This is a genomic window from Cohnella pontilimi (assembly GCF_005049045.1).
Lineage (GTDB): Bacteria > Bacillota > Bacilli > Paenibacillales > Paenibacillaceae > Cohnella > Cohnella pontilimi.
The window spans coordinates 25,470-42,337 of the sequence record NZ_SUPK01000005.1; the positions used below are offsets into that span (position 1 = coordinate 25,470).

The following is a 16,868-nucleotide window of genomic DNA, read 5'->3' on the forward strand; positions in this document are numbered from 1 at the left end:
CACACCTCTCATCCGTCGCCGATAATAACTTGCCCCAGTCCGGTCAAAGTATGCATGGTTTCGCTGCGAATATTAATGCCCTTTAAACCTCTTCCACTTTCGGTTATGATTGGACGTTTCCGGGAATCGCTGGCCCGCCCGGAGCGCGACGTGCTTCGGATTATTGATGCCCATATGAAAGTCGTTCTCGCCGATCTCGATATACATTCCGTCATTGGGCGCCTTGTCGCCGGGATTGAATTCGGTCTGTTCACCCATTATGTTCACCTCCCCTTAGGTTTGAGGAAACCGGCTTATCCCAGTAGTGTAGCGACTTTTCATTGACCTATTCGGGCTGTTGTGTTAAATTATTTAGGTATGCGAATACGCATATCCTTGCTCCTCGGCCGGAGACAAGCTCTTCGGTATCCCAAGCGGGGGGCCAAAGACCAAAAGGAGGTGAACGGAAGATGCGCAACTATGAGTTGATGTACATCATCCGTCCTGACGTGGAAGCCGAGACCGTTCAAGCGGTAACGGAGAAATTCCAAGGCATCATCGCGAACGGCGGAGAGATCACGAAGCACGAAGTTATGGGCAAACGCCGCCTGGCTTACGAGATCAACAAGCACCGCGATGGGACGTATGTGCTGGTTCATTTCAAGTCTCCTGCTGCAGTCGTAGCGGAACTTGAGCGCGTGTTGAAGATTACGGACGAAGTAATCCGGCACATCGTCGTCAAAGACGTTGTTGCCAACAACGCGTAATACCGCACGTTGGGCCAAGCGAATAAACGCCGTTTAACCGTCATGCACGGGGAGGGAAAGTTTCCATGTTGAACCGGGTTATTTTGATCGGACGCTTAACCAAAGATCCCGAACTTCGTTACACGCCCGCAGGCGTGGCCGTCGCACAATTCACGCTGGCAGTGGACCGCCCGTTCTCCAGAGATCAGGGAGAGCGCGAAGCGGATTTCATTCCGATCGTGACGTGGCGCCAGTTGGCCGAGACATGCGCCAATTATCTTCGCAAAGGCCGTTTGGCCGCCGTGGAGGGCCGCATGCAAGTGCGCAACTACGAGAACAACGAAGGACGCCGCGTATATGTGACTGAAGTGGTTGCCGATAACGTACGCTTCCTGGAGTCGCCGAACCGCGAAGGCGGCGGAGGCGGTCAAGGAAGAGACGAGTATTCCGGCGGAGCCGGTGGCGGAAGCCGAAACAGCGGCTCGAAAAGCAGCGGAAACAATCAAGATCCCTTCGCCGATGACGGACGACCGATCGATATTTCGGACGATGATTTGCCATTTTAAAACGAAAGGACGGATAATCCATGAGCGAACAACAAGCGCAACCTCAAGCACGTGAAGAGCGCGGACCACGCGGTCCTCGCGAGGGAGGCGAACAACGCGAACCCCGCAAGTTCCGCCGCGGCCGCAACAAGCGCCGCAAAGTGTGCTACTTCACCGTGAATAAGATTCAACATATCGATTACAAAGATCTCGACCTGCTTCGCAAGTTCATCAGCGAGCGCGGCAAAATTTTGCCTCGCCGCGTAACGGGAACGAAAGCGAAATATCAGCGTATGCTGACAGTCGCGATCAAACGCTCGCGCCAAATGGCATTGCTGCCGTACACCACGGAGTAATCGAGCAAAAGCACCCTTCGGGGTGCTTTTTTATTGTTTTCGAGGGTATTTTATTTATGCGAGGGAAAAGTTAGTGCCGTTGGCCGATGTAGTGAATGAGAGGGGCGGACTGTTTGAGCTTCTTTACCCACATGTTGGAGCAGTACGGATATGGAGTTCTTTTTCTCGCCCTTATGCTGGAATTGATTGCGGTGCCGCTTCCCGGAGAGTTCATTATGACGTATGCCGGCCTCATCGTTTATCAAGGCCAATTGAACTGGCTGCTCAGCATTGTGGCGGCTGGTTCCGGGGCTTGCATCGGCAAGACGGTTTCTTACTGGATCGGGTACCGACTCGGTCAGCCATTTTTTGAGAAATACGGTTCACGTATTCATTTTGGGCCGGACAAGCTGGATAACGTTTCCCATTGGTATCAGCGGTATGGAAACAAGCTGCTGCTCATTGCTTTCTTTATCCCGGGTGTGCGTCATATTACGGGCATTTTCTCCGGGGTCACCGGATTGCCGTTCCGCAAATATGCGGTCTATGCCTACACCGGAGCGGTCATCTGGGTGAGTATCTTTATTTCACTCGGCAGGCTATTGGGACCGAAATGGGAGAAATACCATCACACCGTCAACCGCTATATGATCATCATAGGGGTGCTTTCGGCGCTCATTTATCTTTGTGTTTATGTCTTCCGCAAAAAGAAAGACAAGCTCCGCGTTCTAATGGTCCGAGCTCTGAACATTGCCCTATTGAGATACAATTCTATGAGAAGAGTAAGGTTTATCATCTTTATCGCCTTCGCGTTCTTCGTCATATTCGCATCCCTGCTCATCGGCTTGATTCAAGATTTTCTCGCTCATGAATTTGTTTTGTTCGACGAGGTGGCTGCCTATATTGTTCATCAGATCATTGGGCCGAACGAATCGGAGTCAATGAACAGAGCCGCCTTATTGGGGTCAAATGCCATTATTGTGCCGGTCCTTTTGCTTACTGGCCTCTGGATCGCATTCAAAGGGAAAGACCGCCGGTTGGAATGGTCGATTTTCGTTTGGGCTGCGGTTGGAGGGGAAGGGTTAAGCCAGGCTCTTCGATACGTGTTTCACCGGCCCGGTCCGGCGGGTTCATCTTCCGTATTCACTTTCCCCAGCGAGCAAGCGATGCTTTCGTTCGCGATATACGGTTTTGCGGCCTATTTGGCGCTGCGTCACGGCGGAAAATTTCCGATACGTGCAGGGGTTGTCATCGTCGTATTCGCCGTTTGTCTCATTGTAGGAATAAGTCAGGTTTACTTAGGAGTGGAATATCCAAGCGATGTATCGGCCGGTTACGTTTTCGGCGGAATATGGCTCACCATGAACGTGATTTTGTTGGAGGTATTACGTGCGGCGCGCCATGTCACAACGGAATGAAAATGGCGGCCTTTTAGGTCGCCATTGCGTTGTCACCGGACCTCGGATTCGGACCGTATCGGTTATCTCCCGGTTGGCTGTCTTGGCAAGTAAACACAAGAAGAATAATCGCTCCGATCAAGGGAATCAACCCGATCAGCAGCCACCAACCGCTTCTGCCGGTATCGTGCAGCCTGCGAACGGAAACCGCCAGTGACGGCAGCAAAATGGCTAAAGCATATAGTCCCGACAATACCATTCCATACGCCATTCCTCCCTTATGGTATCTACATCATTTTCGATAGTTGTTTAGCCATTCTGGAAATTTTTAAAAAAAATCGGTTGCCTGTTACTGGGTGTTTAAGAAGCAGACCTGGATTGGTAATAAGATCAGGTGAACAATTTCAAATTTTAAAACTTTTTTAAGCTAAACATCGTATACTTGAAGTCACAGCGACTGGAGGGCATCGAAGGAGAGGCGTTATACTTTGAAAAAATATTCGAAATGGAAAGTCGGGCTGCTGGCTTCATTGGCGGTCCTCTTGCTGGCCGCAGGGATCGGCTATGCCAACCGCGGCGCGCTAGAGGCTTGGGGCTACGATATGTTTTTTTCCAAACAGGTGGAGAAAAAACTCGCGGACTCCTACCGGCCGCTGCAAGACCGTCCCGTATCGCAGGCTGTACAAATCGAGAAGCCGTTCAGCGTGCTGCTCATGGGCGTAGACTCCAGAGCCAACGAGCCGGGACGTTCCGATACGCTAATCTATTCGGTCATCCGGCCGATGGACGGGAACGTACTTATGATCTCCATTCCTCGTGATACGTACGCTGAAATCGCAGGCCGGAACAAGTACGATAAAATTACCCATTCTTATGTGTTCGGCGGACCCGAGATGACGGTGAGCACCGTGGAGAAGCTTCTGCAAGCCAAGGTCGATCACTACGCATCGATCAATTTCCAAGGGTTCGTTCAAGTTGTGGACACGCTTGGCGGCATCCCGTTGCCGATCACGGAGGACATCGTGAACAAAGGGAAGGATCACGAGAAGTTCACGATTAAGGCCAACCAGAGTTTGTATAACGGCAAGGATGCGCTGAATTTCGTGCGGTACCGCGAAGATGCGGGAGACGACGTTTCACGGGCGCAGCGTAACCGGGTGTTTCTGGAGGCGCTGATTCACAAAACGGCATCGATGCAGCAATGGAGCAAAATCCCCGAGATTCTGGGCATTATCGGAGACAACTTCCGGACGGATATTCTCCCTTCGTCGATGACTGATTTGGCGAAAAAATTTTTACAAGCCGATCATCGAATCAAAAGCTACACACTATCGGGAGTAGGAAAACGGATGGGTCCCAGTAACCTTTGGTATTTCGTTGCGGACGAGAACGACTTGCAGGCCGTACGGGACACCATTACCACGTGGCTGAATCCGAGCTCCGGCGAGGCTCAGCTGACGGTGCCGTCGGAGACAAGTCCCGCGATCCAACCGCAAATTCCGGCATAATTTAACATAAGGTCTGTCGCCTCATGGTGAGAGGCGGCGGCAACGTGATATAATGAGAGCCGGAGCCGGCGTGGCTTCGGCTCTCGGCGTCACAGTAAGGAGAGAAAAGATGAACATCGCTTTTTTTCTGCTGCCGAAACAGGATGTCGTATGCGTCACGGAAAGTGCAACGTTCCGTCAGGCGCTGGAAAGAATGGAACACCACCGTTACACGGCAGTACCCGTGCTTAGCGAGACGGGAGAGTACCGGGCAACCGTAACGGAAGGCGATTTGCTCTGGTTTTTGAAAAATCGCCCGGAGCTGTCGTTCGATCAGCTGCACCGCGTTTCATTATCGGAAGTGCCGCTTCGCGTCAAGAACCGTACCGTTCGGATCGACTCCGACATGGAAGATCTGATCTCGCTCGCGAAGACGCAGAACTTCGTCCCGGTAGTGGATGACATGAACCGATTTATCGGCATCGTACGCCGCAGCGAAATTATCGACTATTGCAAAAAGCTTCTCGTGCAAGAGAAGAAGGATGTATCGAATGTGTAAAGTGAAGTCTATATGACAGCATAGCCAGCATATCAGCGCCAAGGGTGCTTGGAGGAACGGCATGTCTACCGATCGCAGACGATTCAGCAAACGCAAAACGTATTCGTTTTTGATTCTGTTTCTTGTCTTGCTTACCGCAGGGGGCATATGGGCGGGCTCCACGCTCTTTGGGGACAAGGCCGCTTCGTCTCCTCCCAAGACGCGTCCGGACGCCGCAAATACGGGGCCGGCACCGGCGGCGGAGCCTTCCGGCGTTGTGCAAACCGTGTCTTTAGAGCAGCCGGCCGCTGCCGAATTGGAGAAGACGTACGACCTGGTCATCAAAGGCGGCCGGGTCATCAACCCCGAGACGAAGCTGGATCGGGAAGGATTGAATGTCGCGGTTCAAGGCGGAACGATCGTCTTGGTCACGGACCAAGAGCTGAAAGGCAAACGGGTCATCGATGCTTCCGGCCTGGTGGTCGCACCGGGTTTTATCGACAATCTGTCGTACGATCCTAACCCGCTGGGGGTCTGGAATAAAATTGCGGACGGCGTCACCAGCAACATCGCGATGCACGGCGGAACCTCTTCTCCGGAGAAGTGGTATCCGTATTACGAGCGGAACAAGCCGCCCGTGAACTTCGGTGCCTCCTTTTTTTACACGCAGGCCCGCAATCAGTTTAAGCTGAGCCGGTACGATACGGCGAACGCGGAACAAAGTGCGAAGCTGGTCGCGCAAGCGGAGAAGGCGCTGAATAATGGAGCGTTAGGTCTCTCGTTCAGCCTGGAGTATGTGCCCGGTGTAAACGACAGAGAGATTATGCCGTTTATGAAACTGGCCTATAAATATAACGTACCGGTATACTTCCACGGCCGATATTCGGATATGGAAGAGCCGGGAACCAACATCGACACGATGAATGAACTGATCGGATATGCCCGGGCTTCGGGGGCTGCCGTCCACGTGGATCATATCAACAGCACCGGCGGCACCTTCTCGATGAAGCAATCGCTCGACATGCTCGAGAAGGCCAGGGCGGAAGGCCTGGATATCACCTCTTGCATTTACCCTTATGATTACTGGGGCACCTATTTGAATTCCGCCCGGTTCGATATCGGTTGGCAGGAACGTTTTCGGATCGGCTACGAAGATTTGCAAATCGCGGGAACGAATGAACGGCTGACGGAAGAGACATTCAAGATCTATCAGCAGCAAGGAAAGCTGGCCGTGGCCTATGCCATTCCGAAGCAAGACGTGGTGGATTCGCTGAAAGCCCCTTTTGTGATGATCGGCAGCGATGCCATTCTGGAGCCGGGATTTAACAACCATCCTAGGGCTTCAGGCACGTTCGCCCGCACGATCGGGTTATATGTCCGCGAACAGAAGGTCATTTCCCTGATGGACGCGATTGACAAAATGTCGCTGATGCCCGCGCAACGGCTGGAAAAACAGGCGCCTGCTTTGCGAAAGAAGGGGCGCATCGCCAAGGGCATGGATGCCGACATCGTCATATTCGACTATAACAAAATTCGGGATGAGTCAACTGTAGAGAAGCCGGACCTGTTCTCGGCCGGCATTCAATATGTGCTGGTGAGCGGGCAAGTGGCGCTGGATTCCCAAGGGCTGCACAAAAACGTTCGGCTGGGAAAGCCGCTCAAGAGCGAATTTCTTCGGGTGAAGGAAAGCAAGGCGACGCTGGACTGGGAGGGTGCGTCTGCGCCGCTGCTTGAGTACCGGGGCCGGATGTACATCGATTTAGAGGCAATGAAAGGGCACGGCTATGATTACCAATGGGACAAGCTTGCCCGTACATACAAGCTGAAGCCGGGAGTGCCCGCGCTTCACGTGAATGTGCCGAAACCCGCTGTCGGAGAGCTGATGCTGGAGCGGGGTTACCGCCTGCAGTGGGACGGCGGACAAACGGAGCTGCTATCCGTAGGAGAGCGGGCTTATGTGCCGCTGACTTCTTTGCAGCAGCTCGGCTGGAAGCTGACGAAAGCCGCTGTCGGATATGCTTTGGATCCCGAGTAAGGGGAAAGCCGCAAGTAACTCTTGCGGCTTTTTCTATGGTATAATGGAGATTGCAGCTTTTCTAGAAACCATCCGTACTACGCCATGCGCTTACATACAGCGGAACCTGTGCAGCCCGATCCGGGAAGGCTCGCAGAATCGGACAAGCTGGAACATTACCGTAAGAGGTGACCCGTTTGAATATCGGCTGGAAGCCGCTGGCTTGGAGCGCGGCGGCACTGCTGCTGTTGTTGACCATTCCAACCCCGCTAAGCGGATTGACTTTCTTTATGATCATGGCACCGTTCACCGTACTGTACACCCTGCTGCGACCTGCAGTGTTCGCGGCGTATGCAGCAGTCGTCGGGGCGGCCGCCTTTCTTCTATTGGGATCCTACGGACTCACTGTACTGGTCGTGGGCCTTTTCTTTCTTGTACCGACGATAGTCATGGGGCATATGTACAAGAAAAAGAGTAAAGCCCGCACGGTGGTGCTGGCCGGATTCGGCGTCATTCTCGCGCAAATGCTTATAAATTTGGTGATCATATCGATGGAGTTCCGTGTGAATTTGTCGGCAGAACTCTCGAAATTGCTCGCGGTCTCTCTTGGAGATGTGGAAAAGGCCGGAATGTTGCCCGCGGGCTGGGCCGCTCAAACCGCTCATACGCTGGCAGATGCCTTCATCCAAATGCTGCCGCTGTTCGTCCTTTTGTTTTCATTTCTATTGGCGGTTATCAACCATGGACTGGCGCGGCGCGCACTGCGAATTTCGGGAGTGGAAGTGCCGGCATTGCCGCGGGCGAAAGATTGGAAATTGCCGCGAAGCTTGTTCTGGTACTTTTTGATCGCTTTGCTGCTTAGTTATACAGTACCGCGGCAGGGCAGCGCCTATTGGACGATCGTATCCGCCAATTTGCTGCCGCTTCTCATTCTCGTTTTCACCGTTCAAGCCATCGGCTTTTTGTATTATCTGGCGGACGCCAAACGGTGGCCGAAGGTCGTTCCGGTTCTGATCGCGGTGCCTTTGGTTTGCTTGAACGTGCCGGTTTACATCGTCGGATTGCTTGACGTAGCCTTCCCGCTGCGTCGTTACTTTGTGAAATAAAATCGGACCGCTTGATGGGATCAACCCGTCAAGATACGGATCCGTGTGACGGGAGCGAAAGGAAGCATGCCCAAGTTTCTCGTGCAGCGATGGCACGGTATGCATATCGTCTGGGCGCTGGTTCTCATTTTCGTGCTGACCGTGGCGCTGACTTGGTACCAATGGGTGCTGGGCTTGTTAGGCTTGGTGCTCGGGGGTGCGGTCGGCGTGTTCGGCGTGCTCGCGGAACGTGCTTTCCGCAAAGATTTGAACGATTACGTCCTGACTTTGTCTCACCGCATTAAGAATGTCGGCAACGAGGTTATCGGCCAATTGTCGTTCGGCATCATTTTGTATAACGAGGACAAAGAAATCCAGTGGCATAACGCGTTTATCGCAAATGTCGCGGGACGTCCCCACATGGTCGGGGAGCAGCTGAGCCAGGTGTTCCCGGTGCTGCAGCAGCCCCCCAAAGACAAGGACGCGCCGATCGAGATTACCATCGGAGGCCGCGTGTACGAGCTGCTGTTCCGCCATCCGGAGCGTGTGCTCTATGTACGCGATGTGACCGAGATGTGGACGCTGAAAAAACGTTACGAAGATGAGAAGCTTGTGCTGGGCATCGTGATGATGGATAACCTGGAGGAAGTGGCGCAAGGCATGGATGAGCAGCAGCGTGCCGTCATGCTGTCGCGGGTGACCGGCGCCATCAACGAGTGGGCGCTCAAATACGGGTTGTTCCTGCGGCGGCTCACTTCCGACCGGTATATGATCATCGCCAATCAAGCGGCGCTGAAGCAGCTGGAAGCAACGCGATTCGAGCTGCTCGACGATGTTCGGGAAATGACGATGGACCTGAAGCTTCCAATGACGCTCAGCATCGGCTTGGCCGCCGGCTCGGACAACATCGTACAGCTGGGCCAGCTCGCTCAGAGCAGTCTGGATATTGCGCTCGGACGAGGCGGAGACCAGGCGGTCGTCAAGATCGGGCAAAGGCAAAGCTTCTACGGCGGCAAGAGCAACGCGGTGGAGAAACGCACCCGCGTCCGTGCCCGCGTCATCGCACACGCGCTGCGGGATTTGATGAGAGAAAGCGACAATATCGTCATCATGGGCCACAAAATGCCCGACATGGATTCCGTGGGCGCCGCGATCGGCGTGCTCAAGGCTGCGCAGCTATTCGGCAAAGAGGCCTTCATCGTGTTGGAAGGCATTAACCCGGCCATCCAGAAAATGATGGAGCTGCTCAAAGAGGATGAAAAGCTGTATAAGCGGTTTATTTCGCCGGAACAGGCGATGACGCTGACGGGCAAACGATCTCTCATGGTGGTCGTGGACACCCACCGAGCTACGATGGTAGCGGAACCGCGGCTGCTGCAGTTGTCCGAACGAATCGTGATCGTGGATCATCACCGCCGCAGCGAAGAGTTTATCGAAGATGCGGTGCTCATTTATATGGAACCTTACGCATCCTCCACATGCGAACTGGTGACGGAGCTGCTTCAGTATATCCATGAACGGATCGTGCTGGATGTGCGGGAAGCGACGGCGCTGCTCGCCGGCATTACGGTGGATACGAAAAGCTTCTCGTTCCGTACGGGATCCCGGACGTTCGAGGCGGCTTCTTTCCTCCGCCGGAGCGGCGCGGATTCCATGCTGATCCAACGCATGTTGAAGGAAGATTTGGACGAATACATCCGCAAAGCGGAAATTATACGGCACGCGGAATTGTTCCGCGACAACATCGCCATTGCCGCCTATGATGCCGGCAAACAGGTTTCACAGCTGCTCATCGCGCAAGCGGCGGATACGCTGCTGAACATGACGGGGATCAAGGCATCCTTTGTCGTCGGCTTGCGTACGGACGGCATGGTGGGCATCAGCGCCCGCTCATTGGGGCAGATCAACGTGCAAGTCGTGATGGAGCGGCTCGGTGGAGGCGGACATTTCACGAACGCAGCGGCGCAGGTGCAGGGTACCGTACCCGAAGTGGCGGCGAAGCTCAAAAAGCTTTTGAAAAAAATTGATGAGGAAGAGGGGTTGTTCGAATGAAAGTGATCTTTTTGCAGGACGTGAAGGGTCAGGGAAAAAAGGGCCAAGTGAAGGAAGTGTCGGAAGGTTACGCCCGCAACTTCCTGATTCCCCAGGGGCTCGTTCAAGCGGCGACGGCCGGGGCGGAAAAAACGCAGCAGCAAATGAAAGCGGCGGAGGAAAAGAAAAAAGAACGCGAAAAGCAGGAAGCTCAGGCGCTCGCATCCAAGCTGTCGGAAACAACGGTCGTCATTAAAGCGAAAGCCGGTGAAGGCGGCCGTTTGTTCGGCGCCATTACAAGCAAGCAGATCGCGGAAGCGCTAGAGAAGCAAAAAATTACGATCGATAAACGGAAAATCGAGCTGGATGAGCCGATCCGCACGCTTGGCGTCACGAAGGTCGCTTTGAAGCTTTATCCGGACGTCAAAGGTACGTTAAGCGTTCAAGTCGTGGAGGAATGATTCAATGAACGGAAGCGGAGAACCGATGCCGATCGTATTTGACCGCGTGCCGCCTCAAAATCTTGAGGCCGAGCAAGCGGTCCTGGGCGCGATCCTGCTGGAGACGGAAGCGCTCATCACGGCGATGGAGCGGATCCGCGCGGAAGACTTCTACAGCGTTGCCCATCAGCGTATTTACGAGGCCATCGTCTCGCTGAACGAGGACAGCGAGCCGATCGATCTCATTACGCTCACGGCCCGTCTGCGGGATCAAGGCCAGTTGGAAGAGGTCGGCGGCGTCAGTTATATGGCCAAACTGGCGGCCGCGGTTCCTACTGCGGCAAATGTGGAATATTATGCTCAAATCGTCGAAGAGAAGTCGATGCTGCGCCGGCTCATCCGCACAGCTACGAATATTGTGTCCAGCGGCTATGCGGAAGGCGACGATGTCGGCGCACTCTTAAGCGATGCGGAGCAGCGCATTCTTGCACTGTCCAATCAGCGGGCGTCCACCGGGTTCATCAGCATTCGCGATGTCCTCATGGACGTGTTCGAGCGCGTGGAATTTCTGTTTAACCATAAAGGCGGCGTTACCGGCATTCCGTCCGGCTTTCCGGACTTGGACAAAATGACATCGGGCTTCCAGCGAAGCGATCTGATCATCGTCGCCGCCCGCCCATCCGTGGGCAAGACGGCGTTCGCGCTGAACATTGCGCAGAACGTCGCGGTCCGGGCCAATGAAACGGTCGCCATTTTCAGTCTCGAGATGTCGGCTTCGCAGCTGGTGCAGCGGATGATTTGCGCGGAGGCGAACGTGGATGCCGGACGAATGCGGACAGGTTTTCTGGAAGGCGACGATTGGGAAAAGCTCTCGATGGCCATCGGCTCGTTGTCGGAAGCGCAGGTGTATATCGACGATACGCCGGGCATCACGGTGGCGGATATTCGGGCAAAGTGCCGGCGGCTCAAGAAAGAAAAAGGGCTCGGCATGATTTTGATCGACTACTTGCAGCTCATTTCCGGCCGCGGCAAAGCGGGCGAGAACCGGCAGCAGGAAGTATCGGAAATTTCCAGAACGCTGAAGCAAATTGCGCGGGAGCTGGAAGTACCCGTCATTGCGCTGTCGCAGCTGTCCCGCGGAGTCGAACAGCGGCAAGACAAGCGGCCGATGATGTCCGACCTTCGGGAATCGGGTTCCATCGAGCAGGACGCCGACATCGTCGCGTTCTTGTACCGGGACGATTATTACGACAAAGAAACCGAGAAGAAAAACATCATTGAAATCATCATCGCTAAACAGCGGAATGGTCCGGTGGGAACGGTCGAGCTCGTTTTTCTGAAAAATTTCAACAAATTCGTCAGTTTGGACCGCGGGCACGCAGGCATGATGGCCGGCGCGTCCTAAGGGGAATGATGATCTCGGAAAAGCCGAACATTAAAATTAGCATGTGCTGAATTGTTCGCTTTTGCGTTGACTTCCGTGACCTCAATTGATACACTAAACGTGCCCCGGAACAAGGCATGACGCGGGTTCAGGGACTATTATGCCGGCCAGAACGATCATTCGCCGGACGGAGGGATTGCCTTGTCTACAGTCGTCGTAGTAGGGACGCAGTGGGGAGACGAAGGGAAAGGGAAAATCACCGACTTTCTCGCGGAGAAAGCGGATGTCGTCGCCCGTTATCAAGGCGGCAACAATGCCGGGCACACGATACTCATTCAGGGTAAAAAATATAAACTCACGATGATTCCGTCGGGCATTTTCAACGAAAACAAACTGTGCGTCATTGGGAACGGCATGGTGATTAATCCCGCGGCGCTCGTGGAAGAAATCCAATATATTCACGATAATGGTTTTTCTACGGATAATTTGAAAATCAGCGATAGAGCTCATGTGATTATGCCGTACCATCTCGTGCTCGACGCGTTGGAGGAAGACCGCAAAGCCGACAACAAAATCGGCACAACCCGTAAAGGTATCGGTCCTGCGTACATGGACAAAGCGGCGCGCAACGGGATTCGCATCGCCGATCTTATGGTTGCCGAAGAGTTCACGGAGAAAGCCCGCCGCCTGATTGCGGAGAAAAATCAGATGATTGCCCAGATGTACGGAGGGGAGCCGCTCGATGCGGAAAGCATTATCGGCGAGTACTTGTCGCTTGCCGAGAAGCTGCGCCCGTATGTCACCGATACATCGGTCGTGCTCAACGATGCGATCGACGAGGGCAAGAAAGTGCTGTTCGAAGGCGCTCAAGGCGTCATGCTCGATATCGACCAGGGCACGTATCCTTATGTAACAAGCTCGAACCCGTCGGCTGGCGGGGTATGCATCGGTGCCGGCGTAGGACCTTCCAAAATTGAGCAGGTCATTGGCGTAGCGAAAGCCTATACCACTCGCGTCGGAGACGGGCCGTTCCCGACCGAACTGCACGGCGATTTGGCGACATGGATCCGTGACCGCGGCCACGAGTACGGCACGGTTACCGGCCGTCCGCGCCGCGTGGGCTGGTTCGACAGTGTCGTCGTCCGCCATGCGCGCCGCGTGAGCGGCATCACCGGCCTATCGCTCAACTCGCTCGATGTGCTCACCGGCTTAGAAACCGTGAAGATTTGCACCGCCTACCGTTACCGCGGCGAACTGATGCAGCATTACCCGGCGAATTTGAAAATTCTCGCGGAGTGCGAAGCGGTTTACGAGGAGCTGCCCGGCTGGAGCGAAGACATTTCCGGCGTCAAGAAACTCGAAGATTTGCCGGCCAACACGCGCCGCTATGTGGAGCGGGTATGCGAGCTGACTGGGATTCCGATCGCCATCTTCTCCGTCGGCCGCAACCGCGAGCAGACAAATCAGGTCGCTGAGATCTATAAATAACTAAAATTTTAAATATTTAGAGCTTCTTTAGGCATTTTTAAGGTGCCTGGGAGCTCTTTTTTTATGCCAATCTCCTAAGGTCTTACAGGTGCTCCGACTCCGGTCTAGGTATAATTACGTTCCGAAGCCCATGTTTTACCAACGGCATCAAGACTTACAATAGCTTCGAGACAAGATCGGTCATATGTGGAAAACCGAAGGGCCGAAATACAAACACAAATGGGTAGAGTGGAGAGAAACGAATATGAAATTTTTCACGAATTTTTCGCTGCGGAATCCGGTAGCCGTTGTGCTGTTGGTCCTTCTGGTTGCGGTCGGCGGCATTTACTCCGCCTCACAGTTCCAGCAAGAGCAGCAGCCGGAAGTCAATTTCCCCGGCGTTATGGTTCAAGCGGTGTATCCGGGCGCAGCGCCCAATGAAGTGATGAACGAGGTGACGCTGCCTCTCGAGAAAGTGCTGCGAAACGTGGAAGGCGTGAAGAACGTCACGTCCACTTCTGCGAACAGCGTCTCGATGCTGCAGCTGGAATTCGGATTTAACGACGACATGAAAAAGAAACAAGAGCTGGTGAAGCAGGCTGTCGCAGAGGTTGCGCTTCCGGAAGGAGTGGAGAAGCCGGGCGTTCTGTATTTCTCGACGACCAACCAGCCCATCATGTACACAACGGTTTCCGTCGAGAAAGGGATGAACGAGGAGCAGCTCACTACGCTCGTCAAAAACACGATCATCCCTGACCTCGAAGCGATTGAAGGCGTTAATGAAGTGCAGGCGATCGGGCTCAAGGACGATGGGGTTTACCTCCTGCTCGACGCGGCGAAAATGACGCAAAACGGGGTTTCGTACCAGCAGGTCATGGCCGCCCTACAAGCCAACAATTTGAGCGTACCGCTTGGAGAAGCGACATTTAAGCAAAATAAGCTGCCGGTTTTCGTCCAAGGTGATCTTCGTTCGGTAGACCAGCTGAAGCAATGGAAGCTGACGCCGGCCGGAAACGTGAAACTGACGGATATTGCGGAGATCCGGCAAGGCAAGGAACTCAGTGTCATTAACCTGACCAACGGCAAACCGAGCATTACGCTGAACATCGTAAAAGCCGGCAATGCCAACACCGTTGAAGTTGCCGACAAAGTGCTGAAAGTGTACGAGAACGCCGAAAAGGGCGGCCAGATCAAATCCTTGATCATGTATAACCGCGCGACGGACGTGAAAGAATCGGTAAGCTCGTTGGCTCGTGAAGGCGCATTGGGCGCGCTGTTCGCTTCGCTGCTCATCCTGTTCTTCCTGCGCAATTTCCGGGCGACACTGATCGCCATCGTGTCGATCCCGTTGTCCATGCTGATCGCCATGATCTGTCTTAAATATTTTACGAACGTGACGCTTAACATCATGACGCTCGGCGGTTTGGCTGTCGCCACCGGTCGGGTTGTAGACGACAGTATCGTCGTCATCGAGAACCTCATTCGCCGCATCCGCGGCGAAAAAATCAGCCGCGAGCTCATTGCCGCCGGTACGGCCGAGGTCGGCCGTGCGATTACCTCTTCCACGCTGACTACGGTCGCCGTATTCGCGCCGCTCGGCTTGCTCCAAGGAATGATCGGCGGTTATTTCCGGCCGTTCGCATTGACCGTGGCGTTTGCTCTGTTGTCTTCGCTGCTCGTAGCCCTTACGGTTGTGCCGCTCATGGCTTGGGCGCTGATGAAAAAGTATACGCCGAAAGAAACGAAGGAATCGGCGATGAGCCGCGGCTACAAGCGTGCGCTTCGCTGGTCGCTCGGCCATAAAGCCATCGTATTGATTCTCGCGTTCCTGCTGTTTGTGGCCAGCCTTGTGCCGATATTCGCAGGCAAGGTCGGCGTTACGCTGCTGCCGGAGTCGGATTACAAATACATTTTCGCGACATTCGAAATGCCGAAAGGCGCCAGCACCGCGCTGGTGAAGGAAGAAGCGGGTAAAATCGATGCCGTGGTACGCGAACACGCATCCGTGAAAAACGCCAGCTTGACCGTAGGCGGAGGAATTACGGGATCCGGAAGTTCAAATACGGCGGAATGGTTTATCGGGCTGGACAGCGGCACGGATCTCGACAAGTTCAGCGAAGAGGTCAGCCAGAAGGTGAAGGTGCCATCCGGCAGCAAGTTCAGCCTTATTAAAGACGACATGACCGGCGGTGGTATGATCCAAATTACGGTGACCGGACCGAGTATGGCGGAGATCCGCCAAGGAACCGAGCTCATCACGGACACCGTAGCGAAAATGGAAGGCACCAAAGATGTGACCAACAACCTGCAAGACGGAACGAAGGGGATATCCATCCAAGTCCGTCAGAACGACGCGGTCCAATACGGGCTGTCGGCCGCTCAGGCGTCCATGATGCTTCGCCCGTTCCTGTCTGAGACGAAAGCCGGCAAAATCGGCGACGGGGCCAAGTCAAGCGACTTGTATCTCGGCTTGAACGGCGTATCGATCGCATCCGTGGATGATATCGCGAATTTGAAGCTTCAGACTCCGGTCGGCAAAGAAATCGCGGTGCGCGATATCGCCGACGTCCAGGAAGTGCAGCTTCCGAGCACGCTGCAATACAAGAACGGCGCGGAGTATGCCACCGTGTCGGGTAAAATCATGGATAAGAACGCCGGCAAAGTGAACCAGGCGATTGAAAAAGCGCTGAAAGAATTGAAGCTGCCGGCAGGCGTGAAATATTCGTTCGGCGGCAGTAATGCCGATATCAACCAGATGATGAGCGATATGTTGATGGCCATGCTGGTAGCGGTCGGTATGGTATACATCGTGATGGTGATCGCATTCCGCGAAGGCCGTGCGCCGCTTGCCGTATTGTTCTCCTTGCCTTTCGCCCTGATCGGCGGCTTGACCGGTACGGTGATTTCCGGAGATCCGATCTCGGTATCCAGCATGATCGGTTTCCTGATGCTGATCGGTATCGTGGTGACCAACGCCATCGTGTTGATCGAGCGCGTTCAGCAGCACATCGAGCACGGCGCAACGATTCGCGAAGCGCTGATAGAAGCGGGCGGCATCCGCCTGCGTCCGATTCTCATGACGGCGATCGCCACCATCTGCGCGCTGATCCCGCTCGCGATCGGCATGGGCGGCGGAAGCATCATTTCCAGCGGGCTCGCGGTCGTGGTTATTGGCGGCTTGACCAGCTCCACACTGCTCACGCTCGTGGTTGTGCCGGTCATGTACGAACTGCTGTATTTCAGACGTTCGCGCAAGCAGCGTAAAGCTGCTGTAACGGTGACGGCGGAAGCCGCCTAATAGACGAATCTCGCAATAGGCTTGTATAGATGAAGCACCTCGAAATCTCGGGGTGCTTTTTCTATTGAACATGACTTGGGTTACATTTTGAGAGGATTGACCATACTAAAACTATGAAAATA

Annotated in this window: 14 protein-coding genes and 1 pseudogene; 13 read left to right on the forward strand and 2 right to left on the reverse strand. The window is 54.3% G+C overall.

The window, feature by feature from the left end; translation table 11 throughout:
• Positions 1 to 72: 72 nt before the first annotated feature.
• On the reverse strand, positions 73 to 258 hold the full coding sequence (locus E5161_RS10890; RefSeq protein WP_136777850.1) for a YjzC family protein: 186 nt from the start codon (positions 256 to 258) through the stop codon (positions 73 to 75).
• 191 nt (positions 259 to 449) lie between these two features.
• Here E5161_RS10890 and rpsF point away from each other — a divergent pair, with 191 nt between their 5' ends.
• The 4 genes from rpsF to E5161_RS10910 all read left to right on the forward strand — a co-directional run bounded on the left by rpsF (position 450) and on the right by E5161_RS10910 (position 3,023).
• Complete coding sequence (rpsF, locus tag E5161_RS10895) at positions 450 to 746, forward strand: 30S ribosomal protein S6 (RefSeq protein ID WP_136777851.1); 297 nt, start codon at positions 450 to 452, stop codon at positions 744 to 746.
• 65 nt (positions 747 to 811) lie between these two features.
• Positions 812 to 1,291 carry a single-stranded DNA-binding protein gene (gene ssb / locus E5161_RS10900; RefSeq protein WP_136777852.1) on the forward strand — a complete coding sequence of 160 codons (480 nt, stop codon included), beginning with the start codon at positions 812 to 814 and terminating at the stop codon, positions 1,289 to 1,291.
• A 20-nt stretch (positions 1,292 to 1,311) separates the two neighbouring features.
• Positions 1,312 to 1,626 (forward strand): 30S ribosomal protein S18, encoded by a 315-nt coding sequence (gene rpsR / locus E5161_RS10905; protein ID WP_136777853.1) that lies wholly within the window; start codon positions 1,312 to 1,314, stop codon positions 1,624 to 1,626.
• 113 nt (positions 1,627 to 1,739) lie between these two features.
• A complete protein-coding gene (locus E5161_RS10910; protein WP_136777854.1) occupies positions 1,740 to 3,023 on the forward strand; it encodes a bifunctional DedA family/phosphatase PAP2 family protein in 1,284 nt (427 codons plus the stop codon).
• 13 nt (positions 3,024 to 3,036) lie between these two features.
• On the opposite strand, the pseudogene E5161_RS10915 reads toward E5161_RS10910, so the two are convergent.
• Positions 3,037 to 3,279 (reverse strand): annotated as a pseudogene (locus E5161_RS10915) (DUF805 domain-containing protein); the annotation flags it as partial.
• A 211-nt stretch (positions 3,280 to 3,490) separates the two neighbouring features.
• On the opposite strand from E5161_RS10915, the gene E5161_RS10920 reads away from it, so the two are divergent.
• The 9 genes from E5161_RS10920 to E5161_RS10960 all read left to right on the forward strand — a co-directional run bounded on the left by E5161_RS10920 (position 3,491) and on the right by E5161_RS10960 (position 16,746).
• The gene (locus E5161_RS10920; protein ID WP_136777856.1) at positions 3,491 to 4,510 is read left to right on the forward strand and encodes an LCP family protein; all 1,020 of its coding nucleotides are present in this window, start codon (positions 3,491 to 3,493) and stop codon (positions 4,508 to 4,510) included.
• 109 nt (positions 4,511 to 4,619) lie between these two features.
• Entirely contained in the window at positions 4,620 to 5,048 is a 429-nt protein-coding gene (locus E5161_RS10925; protein ID WP_136777857.1) for a CBS domain-containing protein, read from the forward strand.
• Between the two features lie 61 nt (positions 5,049 to 5,109).
• Complete coding sequence (locus tag E5161_RS10930) at positions 5,110 to 7,062, forward strand: amidohydrolase family protein (protein ID WP_136777858.1); 1,953 nt, start codon at positions 5,110 to 5,112, stop codon at positions 7,060 to 7,062.
• A gap of 176 nt (positions 7,063 to 7,238) precedes the next feature.
• A complete protein-coding gene (locus E5161_RS10935; RefSeq protein WP_169306663.1) occupies positions 7,239 to 8,147 on the forward strand; it encodes a DUF2232 domain-containing protein in 909 nt (302 codons plus the stop codon).
• A 66-nt stretch (positions 8,148 to 8,213) separates the two neighbouring features.
• Positions 8,214 to 10,178: a DHH family phosphoesterase gene (locus E5161_RS10940; protein WP_136777860.1), complete on the forward strand. Its 1,965-nt coding sequence runs from the start codon at positions 8,214 to 8,216 to the stop codon at positions 10,176 to 10,178.
• Positions 10,175 to 10,618, forward strand: coding sequence for a 50S ribosomal protein L9 (gene rplI, locus E5161_RS10945; RefSeq protein WP_136777861.1), 444 nt, complete (start codon positions 10,175 to 10,177; stop codon positions 10,616 to 10,618). Before E5161_RS10940 ends, rplI begins: the two co-directional genes overlap by 4 nt.
• 4 nt (positions 10,619 to 10,622) lie before the next feature.
• Positions 10,623 to 12,002 carry a replicative DNA helicase gene (gene dnaB / locus E5161_RS10950; protein ID WP_246042189.1) on the forward strand — a complete coding sequence of 460 codons (1,380 nt, stop codon included), beginning with the start codon at positions 10,623 to 10,625 and terminating at the stop codon, positions 12,000 to 12,002.
• A gap of 180 nt (positions 12,003 to 12,182) precedes the next feature.
• The gene (locus E5161_RS10955) at positions 12,183 to 13,469 is read left to right on the forward strand and encodes an adenylosuccinate synthase (protein WP_136777862.1); all 1,287 of its coding nucleotides are present in this window, start codon (positions 12,183 to 12,185) and stop codon (positions 13,467 to 13,469) included.
• 244 nt (positions 13,470 to 13,713) lie between these two features.
• Positions 13,714 to 16,746: an efflux RND transporter permease subunit gene (locus tag E5161_RS10960; RefSeq protein WP_136777863.1), complete on the forward strand. Its 3,033-nt coding sequence runs from the start codon at positions 13,714 to 13,716 to the stop codon at positions 16,744 to 16,746.
• The last annotated feature ends 122 nt before the right edge of the window (positions 16,747 to 16,868 follow it).

Bases quoted from the DNA above. Each gene is read 5' to 3' on its own strand.
- E5161_RS10940 (WP_136777860.1), top strand. From the start codon at position 8,214: ATGCCCAAGTTTCTCGTGCAGCGATGGCACGGTATGCATATCGTCTGG.
- rplI (WP_136777861.1), top strand. From the start codon at position 10,175: ATGAAAGTGATCTTTTTGCAGGACGTGAAGGGTCAGGGAAAAAAGGGC.
- E5161_RS10925 (WP_136777857.1), top strand. From the start codon at position 4,620: ATGAACATCGCTTTTTTTCTGCTGCCGAAACAGGATGTCGTATGCGTC.
- E5161_RS10890 (WP_136777850.1), bottom strand. From the start codon at position 258: ATGGGTGAACAGACCGAATTCAATCCCGGCGACAAGGCGCCCAATGAC.
- E5161_RS10960 (WP_136777863.1), top strand. From the start codon at position 13,714: ATGAAATTTTTCACGAATTTTTCGCTGCGGAATCCGGTAGCCGTTGTG.
- E5161_RS10930 (WP_136777858.1), top strand. From the start codon at position 5,110: ATGTCTACCGATCGCAGACGATTCAGCAAACGCAAAACGTATTCGTTT.
- dnaB (WP_246042189.1), top strand. From the start codon at position 10,623: ATGAACGGAAGCGGAGAACCGATGCCGATCGTATTTGACCGCGTGCCG.
- ssb (WP_136777852.1), top strand. From the start codon at position 812: ATGTTGAACCGGGTTATTTTGATCGGACGCTTAACCAAAGATCCCGAA.
- rpsR (WP_136777853.1), top strand. From the start codon at position 1,312: ATGAGCGAACAACAAGCGCAACCTCAAGCACGTGAAGAGCGCGGACCA.
- rpsF (WP_136777851.1), top strand. From the start codon at position 450: ATGCGCAACTATGAGTTGATGTACATCATCCGTCCTGACGTGGAAGCC.